2 protein-coding genes are annotated in these 18,719 nt (G+C 70.6%); both read left to right on the top strand.

What is annotated here, in order from left to right:
- Window positions 1–1,659, top strand: a 1,659-nt coding sequence (locus JHC79_RS05400; RefSeq protein WP_296389093.1) for an ABC transporter ATP-binding protein, incomplete at its 5' end; no start/stop codon positions are given.
- Window positions 1,660–1,754: 95 nt separating this feature from the next.
- The coding region (locus tag JHC79_RS05395) for a non-ribosomal peptide synthetase (protein WP_296389092.1) at window positions 1,755–18,719 on the top strand (16,965 nt) is incomplete at its 3' end.

Here is an 18,719-nt window from a genome sequence, read left to right as displayed (position 1 = left end):
TCGGTCATCCCGATCTACCTGCTCGGCTCGCTGGTCGACCGCGTCCGCGACGGCGCCGACGCGTCCGACCTGTGGCCGCTCGCCGTCGTCATCGCAGTCGCAGCGCTCCTGGGTGGTCTCGGTACCGGGGTGTCGACGTACCTGGTGACGAAGCTCGGCGAACAGACCCTGGCCGACCTCCGCGAATCCGTGCTCCGGCGTGCACTGGACCTGCCCGCCGACACCATCGACGAATCCGGACGCGGTGACCTGCTCTCGCGCGTCGGCGCCGACGTCGGTGCGGTCGGCAAGGCGGTGTCGCAGGTGGTGCCGTCGATGATCAACGCGTTCTTCCTGGGCGTGCTCAGCCTGGTAGGGATGGCGGGGATCGATTGGCGACTGGGAGTGGCCGGGGCCCTTGCCATCCCGGCGTACATCCTCGCGCTGCGGTGGTACCTGCCGCGATCGGCGCCGCTGTACCGCGACGAGCGCATGGCCATCGCGGCACGCGCACAGGTGATGGTGGAGTCGCTGCAGGGCATCAAGACCATCGACGCCTACGAGCGGCATGCGCATCACCGCGACGAGATCAGCGTGGCCTCGGCTCGCGCCCGCGACCTGTCCATCGCGGTGTTCACCCAGTTCACCCGTTTCGTCGGGCGGATCAACCGAGCCGAGTTCATCGGCCTCGCGGCGATCCTCGTCGTCGGCTTCCTGCTGGTCCGCGACGGCGGTGGGGGCGTCACCGTCGGCGCGGTGACCGCAGCAGCGCTGCTGTTCCACCGGCTGTTCAACCCCATCGGCATGCTGATGTTCAACTTCGACGAGGTCCAGGCCGCAGGCGCCAGCCTCTCGCGCCTGGTCGGCGTCGTCGACATCGCGCTGCCGGACGCCGGCGCGACGTCCGGCCGCGCGGACGCCGAACCCCGCGACGCGACGGTCGAGGTCCGCGACGTCCGGTTCGCCTACCACCCGGATCACCCGGTGCTGCAGGGCGTCTCGTTGACGATCCCTGCCGGCACCCGGACCGCGCTGGTCGGCTCGACCGGTGCGGGCAAGACCACGCTGGCGGCGATCATCGCCGGTATGCGCGACCCCGACTCCGGCTCGGTGACGATCGGTGGCGCACCCGTGAGTGGCATCGACCCCACCCGACTGCGGTCGCACGTCGCGACGATCACGCAGGAGGTGCACGTCTTCGCCGGGCCCCTGATCGAGGACCTCCGGTTGGTGGCGCCCGACGCCACGCGAGACGAGGTCCTCGCCGCCGTCGACGCGGTGGGCGCACTGGACTGGGTCACCGCTCTGCCCGAGGGCGTCGACACCCGCGTCGGCGAGGGCGGTCTGACGCTGACCGCGGCGCAGGCGCAACACATCGCCCTGGCCCGTCTCGTCCTCGGCGACCCACGTGTCGTGGTGCTCGACGAGGCCACCGCGGAGGCGGGCAGCGCCAGCGCCCGCGACCTCGAGGACGCCGCCCTCGCGGCCACCGAGGGACGGACCACACTCGTTGTGGCACATCGGCTCACCCAAGCCGCCGCGGCGGATGCCATCGCGGTCATGGAGCACGGGCAGATCATCCAATTCGGCTCGCACGCCGAGCTGTTGGCGAACGGCAGCGGACGGTACGCCCAGCTCTGGCGTGCATGGGAGACCGATGCGGTGACGCCGACAGGCTAGGCTATCCTTACCGAGTGGCCGATACTTCTGTTCCCGAACTTCTCGAAGCCTGGAACGATCGGTCTGCACCTCCGTCGGTGAGCACCGTTCCGGCCATGATCGCCCCGCAGTTCGCTGCCGGCGGCGACACCGTTGCGCTCGTATATCGGGAACTGCGGTTGACCTATGCCGAGCTCGGCGCCCGTGTGGCGCAACTCGCGCACCGGCTGCGCGCGGAGGAACCCGCACCCGAGGACATCATCGCCATCGGCGTCCCGCGCGGCGCGGAGATGGTGGTCGGCGTGCTGGCCGTCATGGCGGCCGGTTGTGCGTTCGTCCCGGTCGACCCGTCGTGGCCTGCGGCCCGGCGTGCGCAGGTCCTCACCGACTCGCGGGCGACCCGGGTGCTCGTCGAGCCCGGGAGCACGGGGACAGGGTCGGACGAGGGGTGGTCGGTCCCGACCCTGGAGGTGTCGCTGGCCGACTGGGCCTTCACCGACGAGCCCACCGAACTCCCCGACCTCCACATCGAGACCAGTCGGCTCGCGTACGTGATCTTCACGTCCGGCTCGACCGGTACGCCCAAGGGCGCGATGATCCGCCACGAGGCGATCTGCGAGCGCCTGCGATGGCAGCGGGACGAGATCCTGCACTTCGGACCCGACGACGCCTCGTTGTTCAAGGCGCCGTTGGCCTTCGACATCGCCATCAACGAGATCCTGTTGCCGCTGGTGACCGGGGGACGGGTCGTGGTCGCCGAGCCGGACGGCGAGAAGGACCCCGAGTACCTGCTCGACCTCATCGAGTCCGAGGGTGTCACCTACGTCTACCTCGTGTCGTCGATGCTGGACGCGCTGCTGCAGCTCGATGCACTCGCGCCCGGGGCGTCCTCACTGGCCGGACTGCGACACGTGTGGTGCGGCGGCGAGGTCCTCACCCCGGATCTGTTCCGCCGCTTCCGTGAACAGCTGACCACGACGCTCTATCACGGCTACGGACCCGCCGAGGCGACCATCGGTGTCTCGCATGTGATCTACCGCGACGTCGCCGAACGGATCGCCACCTCGATCGGGTCACCCAACCCGCACACTCAGCTCTACGTCCTCGACGAGGACCTCACGCCGGTCCCGCCGGGTGTCGGTGGCGAGCTGTACGCGGCCGGGTTCCTCCTCGGTCGCGGGTACGTCAACGCACCTGCGTTGACCGCCTCACGGTTCGTGGCCAACCCGTTCGACACCGACGGGGCCCGGATGTACCGCACCGGCGACCTCGCCCGGTGGACGCCCGAGGGGTCGCTGGAGTTCCTGGGACGCAGCGACAATCAGGTGAAGATCCGCGGACGGCGCATCGAACTCGAGGAGATCGAGGCGGCGCTGGCCGATCACCCGTCGGTGCACGCCGCGGTCGTGACCGTGCGCGAGAAGCCGAGCGCGTCCCTCGTCGCGTACGTCACCACCGCGGGCACGACGGCGGGGGGTGTCGGGCCCGACGAGCTGCTGGGGTGGGCGGCGCAGACGTTGCCCGAGTACATGGTGCCGTCGGAGATCACCGTGCTCGATCGGATGCCGGTGACCACCAACGGCAAGGCCGACCGCGTCGCTCTCGCCCGCCGCACCGCCGAGAACACCCACACGCCTGCCGGTCCGGGAGATTCGGCGCCGCCGGTGACCCCTCGTGAGGTCGCGCTGTGCGCGGTGTTCGCCGATGTGCTCGACCTCGATCCCGACTGGGGCGACATCGACGCCGACTTCTTCGCACTCGGTGGCGACAGCATCGTCGCCATCCGGGTCGTGTCCCGACTGCGGTCGCACGGTTACACCCTGCGACCGCGGGACATGTTCGCCCACCGCACCGTTCGCGCACTCGCGCCGGCTCTCGGTGACGCCGCGTCGCTCACCCCACGCACCGACATCGAGGCCACCGGTCCGATCGGGGCCACCCCGATCACCGCCTGGCTCGACGAGGTGGGCAACGCGGTGGAGGGCTTCTACCAGGGCATCACACTGGTGACCCCCGACGACCTCACCGAATCCGATCTGACCGTCGTGCTCGATGCCGTCGTGGCCCGTCACGAATTGTTGCGCGCCCGCACCGACGGTCTCGCCACCGAACTCGTGGTCGCCGACGGTGACGTGCAGACGCCGCTGACGGTGGTCGAATCCTCCGCCGAGGGGGACCTCGCGGCGATCGTCGACGCCGCGGTGGCCCGGCTCGATCCCTCCGCCGGTCGAATGGTCTCGGTCGTCTGGGTCCGCGACCTGCGTCGCCTGCTCGTGATCGCGCACCACATCGTGGTCGACGGGATCTCGCTGCGCATCCTCGCCGAGGACATCGCCGACGCGCACCGTCGGCTCGTGACCGACGGGTCTCCCCTCGTCGACGACGTCCCGGTGTCGTTCCGCGGCTGGACCCACGCCCTGCGCGAGGCAACCGGCGACGGCACGTTCGACCCCGACATCGAGTTCTGGGCGCGGGCGGCCGCGGCCACCGGCGCGCCGCTCGGTGACCGACCGCTGGACCCGGCGGTGGACATCGTCGCCACCGAATCACGCCTGCGGGTGCAGCTCCCGACGGATGTGACCGCCCGTCTGCTCACCGTCGTCCCGGACTCCATCCACGGGCGGGTCGACGATCCGATGATCGCGGCGCTGGCCATCGCGATCGAGCGCTGGCGCGACGAGCGGGAGATCGCCGGCACCGCCGGTGAGGTGGTGCTCGAGCTCGAGGGACACGGCCGTGAGGGCGAACTCGTCGGCGACGCCGACGTGTCGAGAACCGTCGGCTGGTTCACCACGCTCTACCCGGCGTTGCTGGCGATCGGTTCGGTCACCGAGACCGATCTGCACTCAGCCCGGCTCGGCGAGCTGGTCCGCTCGGTCAAGGACCAGCTCCGCGCCGTGCCGTCGCACGGATTGGGCTACGGCGCACTGCGGTACCTCGCCGGCCGGGATGACCTGGCCGTCGCGCCCCAGGTGCTGTTCAACTATCTCGGCCGGTTCGCGGTCACCGACACCTCCCAGCCGTGGTCGATGATCACGGAAGCGGAGACCACCGTCCTGGAAGGTCGCGGATCGGCCATGCCGCTCCCGCGCCTGGTCGAGGTGAACGCCGAGACGGCCGACACGGCAGCGGGTCCCGTGCTGTCCGCGGTCTTCAGCTGGCCGCGCACTGCGGTGGGCGCCGACGCCATCGCGCGTCTGGCCGACCTCTGGGTCCAGACGCTCACCGCGATCACCGACAACGACGATGTCGCCGGACACAGCGTCTCCGACTTCCCGCTGGTCGACCTCACCCCCGACGATGTCCGTCAGATCGACTCGTCCACAACGGGACTCACCGCGATCCTCGCGTTGACGTCGGTGCAGCAGGGGATCTGGTTCCACTCCACCTTCTCCGACGCCCACGACCCCTACGTCGTGCAGCAGATCGTGGAGATCGCCGGCGATGTCGATCGGGATCGCTTCGAGGCCGCGACCGCCGAGGTCATCCGCCGACATCAGGGGCTCAGCGCCGGGTTCACCACCGTCGCGGACGGATCACCCGTCGCCGTACACGGACGCACGCCCGCGCCGGAGGTCCGCTGGATCGACGGTGACGACGACGGTGCGGGCGCCGATGTCGTCGAGAGCGCCGCGCGTGCGGACCGCGATCGCCGCTTCGATCTGTCCGCCCCGCCGCTCATGCGGTTCACCATGGTCCGCCACCGCGGACACCCGGGCACAGCGGGCACCGGGTACACGATGATCCAGACGGTCCACCACATCATCGCCGACGGGTGGTCGGTGCCCATCGTCCTGGACGACCTGCGCACCGCCTACCGCGGCGAGCGATTCGCCGCGCCCGCAGCGCGATTCGACACCCACCTGCGGTGGCTGTCGGACCGCGACGCACCCGCAGATCGTGCCGCGTGGTCGGACTACCTCGACGGTATCGAGGGCCCCACCCGCGTGGCGGACGTCGACGGTCCGATCCGTCACGGTTCACCCGTCGCGGGTTCGGGTACCGGTGCGGGCGACGACCGCTACGGACGCCGCCGCCGCACGGTCGATGCCGCTGCCCGCACCCGCGTCGGCGAGTTCGCGCGCACACAGTCGGTCACCACGAGCACCGTGGTCACGTCACTGTGGGGAATCCTGGTGAGCCGCCTGACCGGCCGGCCCGATGTCGTCTTCGGTACCGCTGTCTCGGGACGCGGCGGAGACCTCCCGGGCGTCGACGACATCGTCGGTCTGCTCATCAACACCGTGCCCACGCGGGTGCGCCACGGCGGGGGATCGTCGGTCGCCGACACCGTCCGGGCCGTCGCCGCCGCGGATCTCGGTGTCATCGACCACCACCACATCCCGCTGTCGGAGATCAACGAACTGACCGGGGTGACGGAGTCGGCGGGGGCAGGTGACCTGTTCGACACCCTCGTCGTGATCGAGAACCTCGATCGGCCCGGCGCCGACACCGAGGGACTGCGCTTCGGCGACGTCCGGGTCATCGAGGCGCCGCACTATCCCGTGACGGTGATGATCGCGCTGCACGACGACATCGCGATCACCGTCACCAACGATCGCTCGGTCATCAGCGACGAGTTCGCCGACACCCTGATCGACGAATACGCCGCACTGGTCGCCGATGTCGATGGGCCTGGTGAGCCCGCGGTGACCGCGGCCCGCCCGACGCCCGTCGAGACCCGCACGGTGAACCGTCTTCTCGCCGACGCCGCGGAGCACCACGCCGACACGACCTCTCTGGTCGTCGGCGACGAGTCGGTGACCTACGCCGACCTCGCCGCATCCGCCGCCTCGATCGCGGCGCGGCTGACCGACGCCGGCGTCGGTCGGGGTGACGTGGTCGGGTTGCTGGCGCAGCGCAGCACCGAGGCCGTCGCCGGGCTGTGGGCGATCATCGCCACCGGAGCGGCGTATCTGCCGATCGACCCGACCTATCCCGCCGCCCGCATCGGCCACATGCTCGACGCCGCGGCACCGGTCTGTGTCCTCGCCGACGCCACCGGTGGGTCGATTCTCGAGGCCGCCGGTGGCTCGGTCCGCGCCGTCGACCTCACCGCAGGCAGCGGTGCCGACGCCACGCTGCCGTCGGTCGACCTGATCGGCTCCGACGCCGTCTCGGTGATCTTCACGTCCGGGTCGACCGGTACGCCGCGGGGAGTCGTCGGGACCCACGGCGCCCTCGCCAACCGCCTCGCCTGGGCGGGACGGGACTGGCCCGCGCAGGTGCGACTGGCCAAGAGTTCGCTGTCCTTCATCGACGGCACCACCGAACTGCTCGGGGCCCTGATCGCCGGCGCCACCGTCGTCCTCGCCGACGACCGGGAGAGCCGCGAGGGATCGTCCCTCGCACAGCTGATCGCCGGGAACTCGGGCGTCGGGAGTGCGGTCGAGCAGGTACTCGCGGTCCCCTCGCTCGCCCGCGTCCTGGCCGAGGAGTTCACCGACGAGGTCTCCGGTGTCCGTCGGTGGATCCTCAGCGGCGAGGCTCTCGACGCCGCGACCGTCGCTGCGCTGCGCACCGCCACACCGACCGCGGCGGTCGTCAACTCCTACGGATCGTCCGAGGTCGCAGGCGACGTGATCGCCGACCCTGCGGTCGACGCCGACGCGCCCATCGCGCTCGGCCGCGCCGTGGCGGGCACCGACATCGTCGTCCTGAGCCACGATCTGACCCCACAGCCGTCCGGCGTCGTCGGCGAGATCCACGTCGGTGGTGTGCAACTCGCCCGCGGGTACCTCGCTGACCCCGCCGCGACCGCGACGCGGTTCGTCGCCGATCCGCGGCCCGGTGCCGTGGGCGGCGCACGGCTGTACCGGACCGGTGACCTCGGCTGGGTCGACGCATCCGGTGCGGTGTTCTACGTCGGGCGCACCGACGACCAGATCGCCATCAACGGCTTCCGCATCGAGCCACGCGAGGTCGAGACGGCGATCGTCGCCCTCGACGGTGTCGTCGACGCGGCGGTCATCGCACGCGAGTCCGCCGGGATCACCGAACTGCGCGCCGCCGTCGTCGTGTCCGATCCCGACCTCACGCAGAAGGCCGTCGGCACCCGACTCGCCGATGCGCTGCCGCGTCATCTCGTCCCGTCCGCGGTGGTGTTCGTCGACGCGATCCCGCTGTTGCCCAACGGCAAGCGGGACCGCGCGTCGCTCGCGGTCCTCCTCGCCGATTCGGGCCACGACGGACACGGCGCCACGGCGTTCGTCGACCCCGCCGACGACACCCAGCGGGACGTCACCGGTGTGATGGCCGACGTCCTCGGCGTCGAGACGCTCTCGGCCGACGCCGACTTCTTCCGCCACGGTGGCGACAGCATCGCCGCGATCCGACTCACCGGACGCCTCGCCCGCCTCGGCCACCACATCACCGGCGAGGACGTCTTCCGCGGACGCACGGCGATCGGCATCGCCGCACGGGTGGGGCAGACCAGGACGACGCCTCGCGATCCGGTCGAACGTTTCGGCACGGTCCGGTTGTCGCGCAACGTGATCGATGCGGTGATCGCCGACTCCCCGTCGCAGGTCGAGGACATCTGGGCGATGACACCGCTGCAGCAGGGTGTCTACGTCCAGTGTGCCGACCTCGACGGTGCGAACGCCGCCACCTACATCGCGCAGAACTCGTTCACCGTCGACCACCGCCTCGACGTCGAGGCCATGCGCACGGCGTTCGCCGGCCTGCTGGACCGTAACCCGCAGCTGCGAGCAGGTTTTCGATCGCTCGACACCGATTCCGGCACCGACACCGGCGCGGAGTCCGACACGTCGCTCGTCGCCGTCATCGCCGGGGATCCGCCGATCGACATCACCGTCCACGATCTCACCAGGGACGACCGCACCGCGGACGACCTCGGTGCGATCATCGACGCCGACCGTGTCGAGGCGTTCGACCTTCTGGCGCCGCCCCTGATCCGGCTCAGCATCGTCCGACTGCCCGACGGCACCGACCGGATGCTGCTGACCTACCATTTCCTGCTGTTCGACGGCTGGTCGCGAGAGCTCGTGCTGCGGGACCTGTTCGCGCTCTACGATGCCGCACGCTCGGGGACCGATGCGTCGGGCGAGCCGACGCGATCGGCACCGTTCACCGACTACCTCCGATGGTTGGACGAGATCGACCCGGCCGCCTCGCGTGCGACGTGGTCCGAGGTCCTGGCCGATCTCGCAGAGCCCACTCTCGTGGCGGGTGCGGCCGCGGGGAATCCGGCGCAGGATTCCGCGGATTCGGCTCCGCTGCAGATCTTCTCCGAGATATCGGCGGAGCTGACCGCCGCGGTACACGCCACCGCCGACCGCCTCGGCGTCACCGACAACGCCGTGCTGACCACGGCGCTCGCCGTCGTCACCGGACACCATGCGGGCACCTCCGACGTGGTGCTCGGCACAACGGTCGCGGGGCGGCCCGGTGAACTGGTCGGGATCGAGGAGACCATCGGTCTGTTCCTCAACACCGTCCCGGCGCGCGTCGACCTGACGCCCGCACGGACCGTCGCCGACGTGATCCGGGGCGTCGCCGATCAGCGCGTGGCGACGATGCCGCACGACCACGTGGGTCTCGGCGAGGTGCAGCGGATCGCCGGCCACGCGCCACTGTTCGACTCTTTGTTCGTCCTGCAGAACTTCCTCGACGACGACACCTTCACCGATCTCGAACGCGCACAGGGCATCACCGATGTCGGCTACACCGACACCACCCACTTCCCGCTGACCTGGGTGCTGACACCCGGGGAGTCGATGGGCGTCAAACTCGAGTACCGGCCGTCCACGATCGACACCGACCGCGCGCAGTCGATGCTGACGCGACTGACGACCGTGCTCGGCCAGATCGTCGCCGACACCGACCGCGCCATCGGTGCGCTCACCCTGGTGACCCCGGCCGAGCAGGCGGCTCTCGAGGCCGACCGGCTTTCGAGAGATCACGACTTCGAGCCGCTGACCGTCGCCGAACTCCTCGCCGAGCAGTCGACACGACGCGGTGACACCGTCGCGCTGGTCTTCGGGCCGGCCGGCGATGAACAGCAGCGCGTGACCTACACCGAGCTCGACGCGCGCATCAATCGGATGGCGCGTCTGCTGCTGGCCCACGGGGCCGGTCCGGAACGTATCGTTGCCCTCGATCTGCCGCGGTCGGTCGACATGGTCGTGGCACTGTTCGCCGTGCTGCGCAGCGGCGCAGCGTATCTCCCCCTCGAACGCGAGTATCCGACCGAACGGCTCGCGGCGATCGTCGACGACGCCGAACCCACGATCCTGCTCACCGACCTCGGCGGGACCGCACTCACGACCGCCGCCGCCGACCGTGGCTGCGACGTCGTCGCGCTCGCCGATCCGGACGTGGTCGCGGCGATGGCCGACACGCCGGCCGATGCCCTGACCGCCGACGAGCTGGGTGCCTTCGCGTCCGGCGCCGATCGCCTGCGCCACCCGGCCTACCTGATCTACACCTCGGGATCGACCGGCACGCCCAAGGGCGTCGTCACCCCGTACGTCGGTCTGACGAACATGTACCACAACCACGCGACGGCGATCTTCGACCCGACCGTCGCGCGTGCCGACCGTGGCGCGGATGTGCCTCTAACGGTTGCCCATACCGTGTCGTTCTCGTTCGACATGTCCTGGGAGGAGCTCTTCTGGTTGGTCGCCGGCCACGAGGTGCACATCTGTGACGAGGAGCTGCGCCGTGACGCGGTCGGACTCGTCGAGTACTGCCGTGCGCACACCGTCGACGTCATCAACGTCACCCCCACCTACGCCCACCACCTGATCGACGCCGGACTGCTCGAGACCGATCAGCACAATCCGGCGTTGGTGCTGCTCGGTGGCGAGGCCGTCACCGACACGGTCTGGTCCCGTCTGCTCGATGCGCCCGGCGTGGAGGGGTACAACCTCTACGGTCCGACCGAGTACACGATCAACACACTCGGGGCCGGTACGGCCGACAGCACCACCCCCACGGTGGGACAGGCGATCTGGAACACCCGCAGCCACATCCTCGACACCGCGCTGCGACCGGTGCCCGACGGTGTGGTCGGCGAACTGTTCATCGCCGGAATCGGTCTCGCCCGCGGCTACCACCGGCGCCCGGACCTCACCGCGGCGGCGATGGTCGCCGACCCGTTCACCACCGGTGGGCGTATGTACCGCACCGGCGACCTCGTGCGGCGCCGGCCGGACGGCAACCTCGACTATCTCGGGCGCAGTGACGACCAGATCAAGATCCGTGGCTACCGCGTGGAACTCGGCGAGATCGAGAGTGTGCTGGCGACGACCGAGGGCGTCGCGCGCTGCGCCGTCATCGCCCGGTCCGAGGCCGCGGTCCCGGGCATGAAGACCCTCGTGGCGTACGTGATCCCGGTCGAGGTCGATCGGGCTAGGACCGAACGTGAGCGGGCCGACCTGATCTCCGACGTGCGGGACCGGCTCGCCCAGGTCCTACCCGCCTACATGGTGCCGACACGCTACGGCGTCGTCGACGACCTCCCGCTCACCGTCAACGGCAAGCTCGACATCGCGTCGCTGCCGGAGCCGGTTGCGGCGACCCGCGCCGACGCCCGCGAGCCCCGCTCGGACAGCGAGCAGATCGTCGCCGAGCTGTGCCAGACCATCCTGGGCATCGACCGCGTCGGCATCGACGACGACTTCTTCGCCCTGGGCGGCGACAGCATCTCCTCGATCTCCTTGTCGAGTCGGGCCGCGGCCAAGGGTCTACGCATCAGTTCCCGCGACGTGTTCCGTCGTCGCACGGTCCTCGCGATCGCCGCCGCCGCGACCACCGTGTCCGGTGCAGGCGACACCCAGGACGTCGGCGTGGGCACCATCCCGGCAACCCCGATGCTCGCCGAGACCCGTACGGCCGGGACCTCGCTCGATGCGTTCTATCAGTCCATGGTGCTGCGGACCCCGGTCGGGATGACGCATGAGCAGCTGACCAGGGTGCTCGACGCCCTGGTCGCCCGGCACGACCTGCTGCGCGCCGAGGTCGTCGGCGGCGCAGAATGGGAACTCGTGGTCCCGACCGACGTCGCCGTGCGTGATCGCTACCGTCTCGCCCTGTCCGACAACGACTTCGGATCCGGCCGCCTCGACAGCGCCATCGCCGAGCGTGCGGCCGCCCTCGACGCACGCGGCGGCATCATGCTCACCGCGGTCTGGCACCCGGGTACCGCCGCCGGGAGCGGACAGCTCCTGCTCGTGATCCACCACCTCGTGATCGACGGCGTGTCCTGGCGCATCGTGGTCGAACACCTCGCGCAGGCGTGGGCCCAGGTCCGCGCGGGCACCGATCCCCGGATCGAGTCCGCGGGGACATCCTTTCGCCGCTGGGCACAGCTGCTGACTACAACGATCGCCGGCGGAGCCCGTCGCGAGGAGATCGACCACTGGACGGCGACCCTGGAGCCGGCTCCGCCCATCGGCGACCGCGCGCTCGACCCGGCCGTCGACATCGCGGCCACCACCCGCACGATCACCGTGGACCTGCCCGCCGACGTCACCTCGGTGCTGGCGGGAGGACTGCCGTCGTCGATCCACGGCGGCGTCGACGACGTGCTGCTGGCCGGGTTGTCGCTGGCGAGCCGGGCGTGGCGTGCGCATCGCCACCCCGATGTGGACCCGACCGCCCGTCTGCTGGTGAACCTGGAGGGACACGGCCGACGGCCCGAGGTCCTCGGTGCGGCGGGTGATGACGTCGGACTGGCCGAGACCCTGGGCTGGTTCACCGCGATCCACCCCGTCGCTGTCGATGCCGGCGACGTCGACTGGGACGACGTGCTCGGCGCTGCGCCCGTCCTCGACACCGCGCTCAAGGCGGTCAAGGAGCAGGTGCGCTCCACCCCGTCACAGGGCATCGGCTACGGCATCCTCCGGTACGTCGACGAGGCCCCCGAGCTCGTCGACCTGCCGACACCGGAGATCCTGTTCAACTACCTGGGTCGCTTCGACGCCGCCGATGGGTCGAACACAGGCGGGACCACCGACGTGCCCGACTGGACGTCGGTTCCGGGCATCGGCGAACTGCACGAGGGGGTCGATCCGGCGAACCCCGCAGCCGCACTCGAGATCAACGCCCGTATCGACGGCACCGGAGACAGTGCTCGGTTCGTCGCCGAGATCACCTGGCCCACCGGAATCCTCGACGAGGCCGCGGTCTCCGACCTGGCAAATCGCTGGATGGCGGCGTTGACCGGGCTCGCCCGCGCGGAGATCGGCGGCCACACGCCGTCGGACTTCGGCCAGGTGGAGCTGACCTTCGACGACATCGCCGCGCTGGCCCCGGCCGGTCGGCCGGTCGACGACATCCTGCCGCTGCTCCCGCTGCAGAGCGGTATGTACTTCCACTCTGTGCTGCTCGCCGGGGACCGGTCTGTCGGTGATGCGGCAGCAGGGACCGACGCCACCGATCCGTATGTGGTCCAACAGGTCGCCGCCATCACCGGGCAGGTCGACACCGACCGGTTCGCCGCCGCGATCGACGCCGTCGTCGCCCGCCACGCGGCGCTGCGGGCACGGTTCGCGTCGACGCAGTCCGGCGCCCTGGTCCAGGTCATTGGATCCCACTCGAGCATCGAATCCCACCGCACGGTCGACGTCGAGCGCGTGGATCTGCGATCGGCCGCCGACCCCGCCGCGAGCGCCGACCGGTGGGCCGCAGACGCGCTGACCCACCCGTTCGACCTCGACGCCGCGCCACCGATCCGTTTCGCGCTGCTGAGCCTGACCGACACCGAGCACCGTCTGGTGCAGACGATGCACCACGCGCTCGCCGACGGATGGTCGTACCCGCTGATGTTCGCGGACCTGCTGTCCGCGTACCGATCCGGGGCCACCAGCCTCCCGCCGGTCACGGTCGACCTCGCCGATCACATCGCCGCGGTCCACCGCGGTGACATCGACGAGGCCCGCGCCGCCTGGACCGCGGCGCTGTCCGCGGTCGACGGTCCGACGTCGATCGCGGAGCATCTGCCGTCGGTGACGGTGACCGCAACCGGTGCGCAGACCGGGCACCGTGACCTCTCGACCACGGTTCCGGCAGACGCCACCGCGGCGTTGACCGCCGCCGCCCGAACGCGCGGTGTCACCGTCGGCGCCGTCGTCCACGCCGCGTGGGGACTGGTCCTCGGCCGCATGACCGGCACCGACTCCGTCGTCTTCGGCTCCACCGTGTCGGGCCGCGCGGGCACCGATCCCGACGTCACCGGCGTCGTCGGACTGCTCATCAACACCAATCCGCTCGCGGTGTCGTGGCGGGGCACCGACTCGCTCGCCGACGTGGTCGCCGGGGTGGCCGCCTTCCAGCTCGAGGTCATGGACGCCCAACAGCTGGGGCTCACCGAGATCGCGCGCCTCACCGGGCATCAGGCGTTGTTCGACACCATGGTCGTCGTCGAGAACTTCCCGGACATCCCCGATGAGAACGCCTCCGGCCCGGATGCGCTGCGGGTCACCGGTTTCACCGGCACCGACACCCCGCACTACCCCGTGTCACTGGTCGCGTTCCCCGGCGACGAGCTGACGCTGGAGATCAAGTACGACAGCTCCCTGGTGCCCGAGCAGTACGCCACCGGTCTCACCCGTGCCGTGGCCGCGGTCATCGATCAGTGGACCAAGGACCCCGAACGACGCGTCGCCGCCACTGCTCTGGACACCGCTGCCCTCGACGCCACGGGGACCGCTGCGGCGCCGGCGCGGGCCGACCGCTCTGACCGGACACTGCTCGACCTCGTCGCCACCGCGGACGCCCGCGATCCGGACGCCACCGCGGTCATGTTCGCAGACATCTCGTTGACCCGCCGGGACCTCGACGAACGGTCGAATGCGCTGGCCCGCGTCCTCATCGAGGCAGGTGCCCGACCGGAGTCGCGCGTCGGTGTCGCGCTGCCGCGCGGACTCGACCTCGTGGTCGCGGTCCTCGCCGCGGTGAAGTCCGGCGCCGCGTACGTGCCACTGGACACCGATTCGCCGTCGGAACGGCTGCGGTACATCACCGGTGACGCGGACCTGGCCGTGCTCGTCACGTCGCAGACGCTCGCCGGATCGGTGCCTGTCGGCGACGGCACGACCACTGTGCTGCTGGACGGTGACAGCGACCGAGCTCGTCTCGACAGTGCGTCGACCGGCCCGGTCACCGACGCAGATCGCATGGCCCCGCTGCTTCCCGCACACCCGGCGTACCTGATCTACACCTCCGGATCCACCGGTGCACCGAAGGCCGTCGAGATGCCGCATGCGTCGGTGGTCGACCTCTTCGCGTCTGCGACCGCACGGATGCCGCTCGACGGCCAGGTGTGGACCATGTTCCACTCCATCGCCTTCGACTTCTCGGTCTGGGAACTGTGGGGTGCGCTGTGCCACGGCGGCCGACTGGTCGTCGTCGACGGCGAGACCTGCCGCGATCCCGCACGATTCGTCGACCTGCTCGCCCGTGAGCGCGTGACGCTGCTCAGTCAGACGCCGTCGGCCTACTACCCGCTGGTCGATCAGCCGGGATTCGCCGAGCTCGATCTGGAGACTGTTGTCTTCGGCGGCGAGGCCCTCGATCTCGACCGGGTACCGGCGTGCGAGGGCGCCCGGCTGATCAACATGTACGGGATCACCGAGACCTGCGTGCACGTCACCGGCCACGACCTCGGTGACCACGACGCCGGCTCGGGCCGGGCGAGTGTCATCGGCACACCGCTGCCGAGCCTCGACGTCCAGCTTCTCGACCACCACCTGCAGCCGGTCCCCGCCGGTCTCGTCGGTGAGATCTACGTGTCCGGAACGCAGCTCGCACGCGGATACGCCGGACGCGCTGCGCTGACGGCCACACGATTCGTCGCACACGAGTCGGGCACCCGCATGTACCGCAGCGGCGACCTCGCCTACCGCGACACCGCAGGTGACCTCGTCTACCTGGGCCGGGCCGACCAGCAGGTCGCGCTGCGGGGCTACCGCATCGAGCTCGGCGAGGTCGAACACGCGCTGCGGCAGGTCGACGGGATCGTCGACGCCGCTGCCGCGGTGGGCGAGGACCGAACCGGTCGCAGCGTGCTGGCCGCGGTCGCGGTCGGTCGGGTGCCCGATGTCGAGAGCCTGAGAGGTGCACTGGCCGAACGGCTCCCGTCCTATATGATCCCCGCGCGAGTGGCCTCGGTGGCGGCCCTGCCGCTCACCGTCAACGGCAAGATCGACCGTACGGCCGTGGTCAGCGCGGCGGTGGTCGAACCGGTGACGGTCGACTCCGCGTCGGCACCCACGACCCCGACCACGTCCGACCCGACCGACGCCGACGGTCTGGCCGCGGTGGTCGCCGACCTGCTGGGCGTCGACCACGTCGGCCCCGACGACGACTTCTTCAGCCTGGGCGGCGACAGCATCGTCGCCATCTCGCTGGTCAACCGCGCCAAGGCGCTGGGCGTCACGCTGTCGCCGCGCGACGTCTTCACCCATCGCACCGCGCGCCGACTCGTCGAGGCCGGGGGACTGGCCCCCACGGGTGCAGCCGCGCCCGTGGCGGCGGCGAGCGACGACCCGGATCGACACGGCGACGTCCTGCTGACCCCGATCGTGCACCGCCTCAACGAACTCGGCGGGGCCATCACCCGGCTGAACCAGGCCGAGGTGCTCTACACCCCGGCCGGTGCGGAGGAGTCGCAGATCCGGGCGCTGCTCGACGCACTGGTCCGGCGCCACGACGCGCTGCGCCTGCGGTTGACCCGCACCAGCCCGCTGCTGTGGTCGACGCAGGTCGACGCACCCACCGAATCCCCGAAGCCGATCCTTCGCACCGTCGACGGAACGGCCTTCGACAGCGCCGCCCTGACCGCGGTGATCGCCGAGCACTCCGACGAGCTCACGGATCTGCTCGATCCCGACGCCGGCCAGATGCTCGCCGCGGCCTGGATCGACGCCGGACCGCAGACGCGCGGTCGGCTGATCCTGGTGATCCACCACCTCGCCGTCGACGGGGTGTCCTGGCGGATCCTGCTCGACGACCTCGCCGCGGCGTGGGCCGATCTCGCACAGGGTCGGAGCCCGCAACCACCCGCCGCGACAGCGTCTCTGCGCAGCCACGCCACCGCGCTCACCCAGCGCGCCGCACATCCGGACCTGTTGGGCGAGTTCGAGTTCTGGCGGGCGCAGGTCGAACCCGGCGCTGACCTCTCCGGCGGTGCCGTCCCATTCGGGCTGACCGTCGGCCAGACCGTGGAACGCACCATCACCGTCGACACCGCGCTCACCGAACGGCTGCTGACCTCGATCCCGGTGGCCTACGAGGCCGACATCACCGAGACGCTGGTGACGAGCCTGGCCCTGGCGGTCACGCGTGTCCGCGGAGGTGCGGGCGAGCTGCTCATCGACCTCGAACGACACGGTCGGGACACAGATCTCGACGGCATGGACCTCACCCGCACGGTCGGGTGGTTCACCACCGTCGCACCGATCCGGCTGCCGGCCGTGGCGGTATCGGACGTCGCCGGGTCGGTGGGGGCGGTCCGCGACGCGGTGCGTGGGGTGCCCGACGGCGGTGTCGGTGCCCGGGGCATCGGCTTCGGCCTGCTGCGCTACTGCAATCCGCGGACGGCGGGTCTGCTCGCCCGGGGAGCGGCACCCCAGGTGCTGTTCAACTACCTCGGTCGCAGCTCCGAAGGGCACGAACGTGACTGGTTGCCCGCCGCCGAGGCGTCGGCGCTGCGCACCGCGCCGGATGCCGATCTCGGCACGCCGTATCTGCTGGAGATCAACGCCGTCTGCATCGACGGTCCGGACGGTCCCGTACTGCGGATCCACCTCACCTACCCGCAGGAGGGGATCACCGGCCTCGACGTCGACCGCCTGGGCGACGACTGGCTCGCCGCGCTGGGCGATCTCGACTCCGCGGCGGAGTCGGCGTCGACCTTCACGCTCCGATCACTCCCCGAGGACGATCGCACCGCCCTGACCCAGCGGTACGGAACCGCCCTCGGTGACGTCTGGCCGCTGTCGCCGCTGCAGGAGGGCCTGTACTTCCAGGCCACCAGCTCCGATGTCGACGTCTACGTCGCGTGCAACGCATTCGACTTGCACAGACATGACGGAACGTCGGACAACCGCCTCGACGCGCAGGCGCTGCGGGACGCCATGGGCGAGGTGATGGCCACCCATCGCGCCATGCGATCGGGGTTCGTCACCTCGGCGAGCGGCCATCTCGTCACGGTCATCGTGGATCACCTCGAGGTGCCGCTCACCGAGATCGATCTGACCGGTGTCGTGGCGGCGGAGATCCCGAGCCGACTCGACGACATCGCTGACGCCGACCGGGCGGTCCCGTTCGACCTGACCGCGCCGCCGCTGCTGCGCCTGACCCTGGTGCATCTGCCCGACGGCCGTGATCGCCTGATGTTCACCTACCACCTGCTGCTGTGGGACGGCTGGTCCCGCGAGCTGGTGCTCACCGACTTCTTCGCCGCCTACGACCGACGCGTCGGGCGAACCACGTCCGCGATCGCCGCACCTCGTACTGATCTCCCTCGCGCGGACTTCCCCCGTGCTGACTTCACCGACTATCTGCGATGGGTCGACGACCAGGACACCGACGCGTCCGCGCAGGCGTGGAGGGAGTACTTCGCCGGACTCGAGGAACCCTCCATCCTGTACCCGGCCGCGATCGGCACCGACCCGGTCTTGGCCCGACGGGTCGACGTGGAGTTCTCCGAAGCCGAGACCGAACAGCTCGGCGCCGCGGCCCGGCGAGCCGGCGTCACGACGCATGCGCTGATCAGTACCGCTCTCGCCCTGCTGCTCTCGCGCCGCCTCGGCCGCGCCGACGTCGTCTTCGGGACGACCGTCGCCGGACGTCCCACCGACCTCGACGGGATCGACTCCGTCGTGGGGGTCTTCCTGAACACCGTCCCGGTGCGGGTCACGATGTCGCCGTCGCAGCGCGCCGCCGACGTCATGCGACGTGTGCAGGACGATCGCATCGCCATGATGGATCACGAGTACCTCGGGCTCGGCGACGTCCAGCGCCAGGCCGCCCAGGGGCAGGGGCACAGTGACGGGGGCGCGCTGTTCGACAGCCTCTACGTGCTGCAGAACTTCCTCGGCGACGACACGTTC

The sequence above is a fragment of the Williamsia sp. genome (assembly GCF_016462415.1).
Classification (GTDB): Bacteria; Actinomycetota; Actinomycetes; order Mycobacteriales; family Mycobacteriaceae; genus Williamsia_A.
The sequence above is the reverse complement of the archived record's forward strand: the minus strand, read 5'-3'. Positions and strand labels throughout refer to the sequence as shown.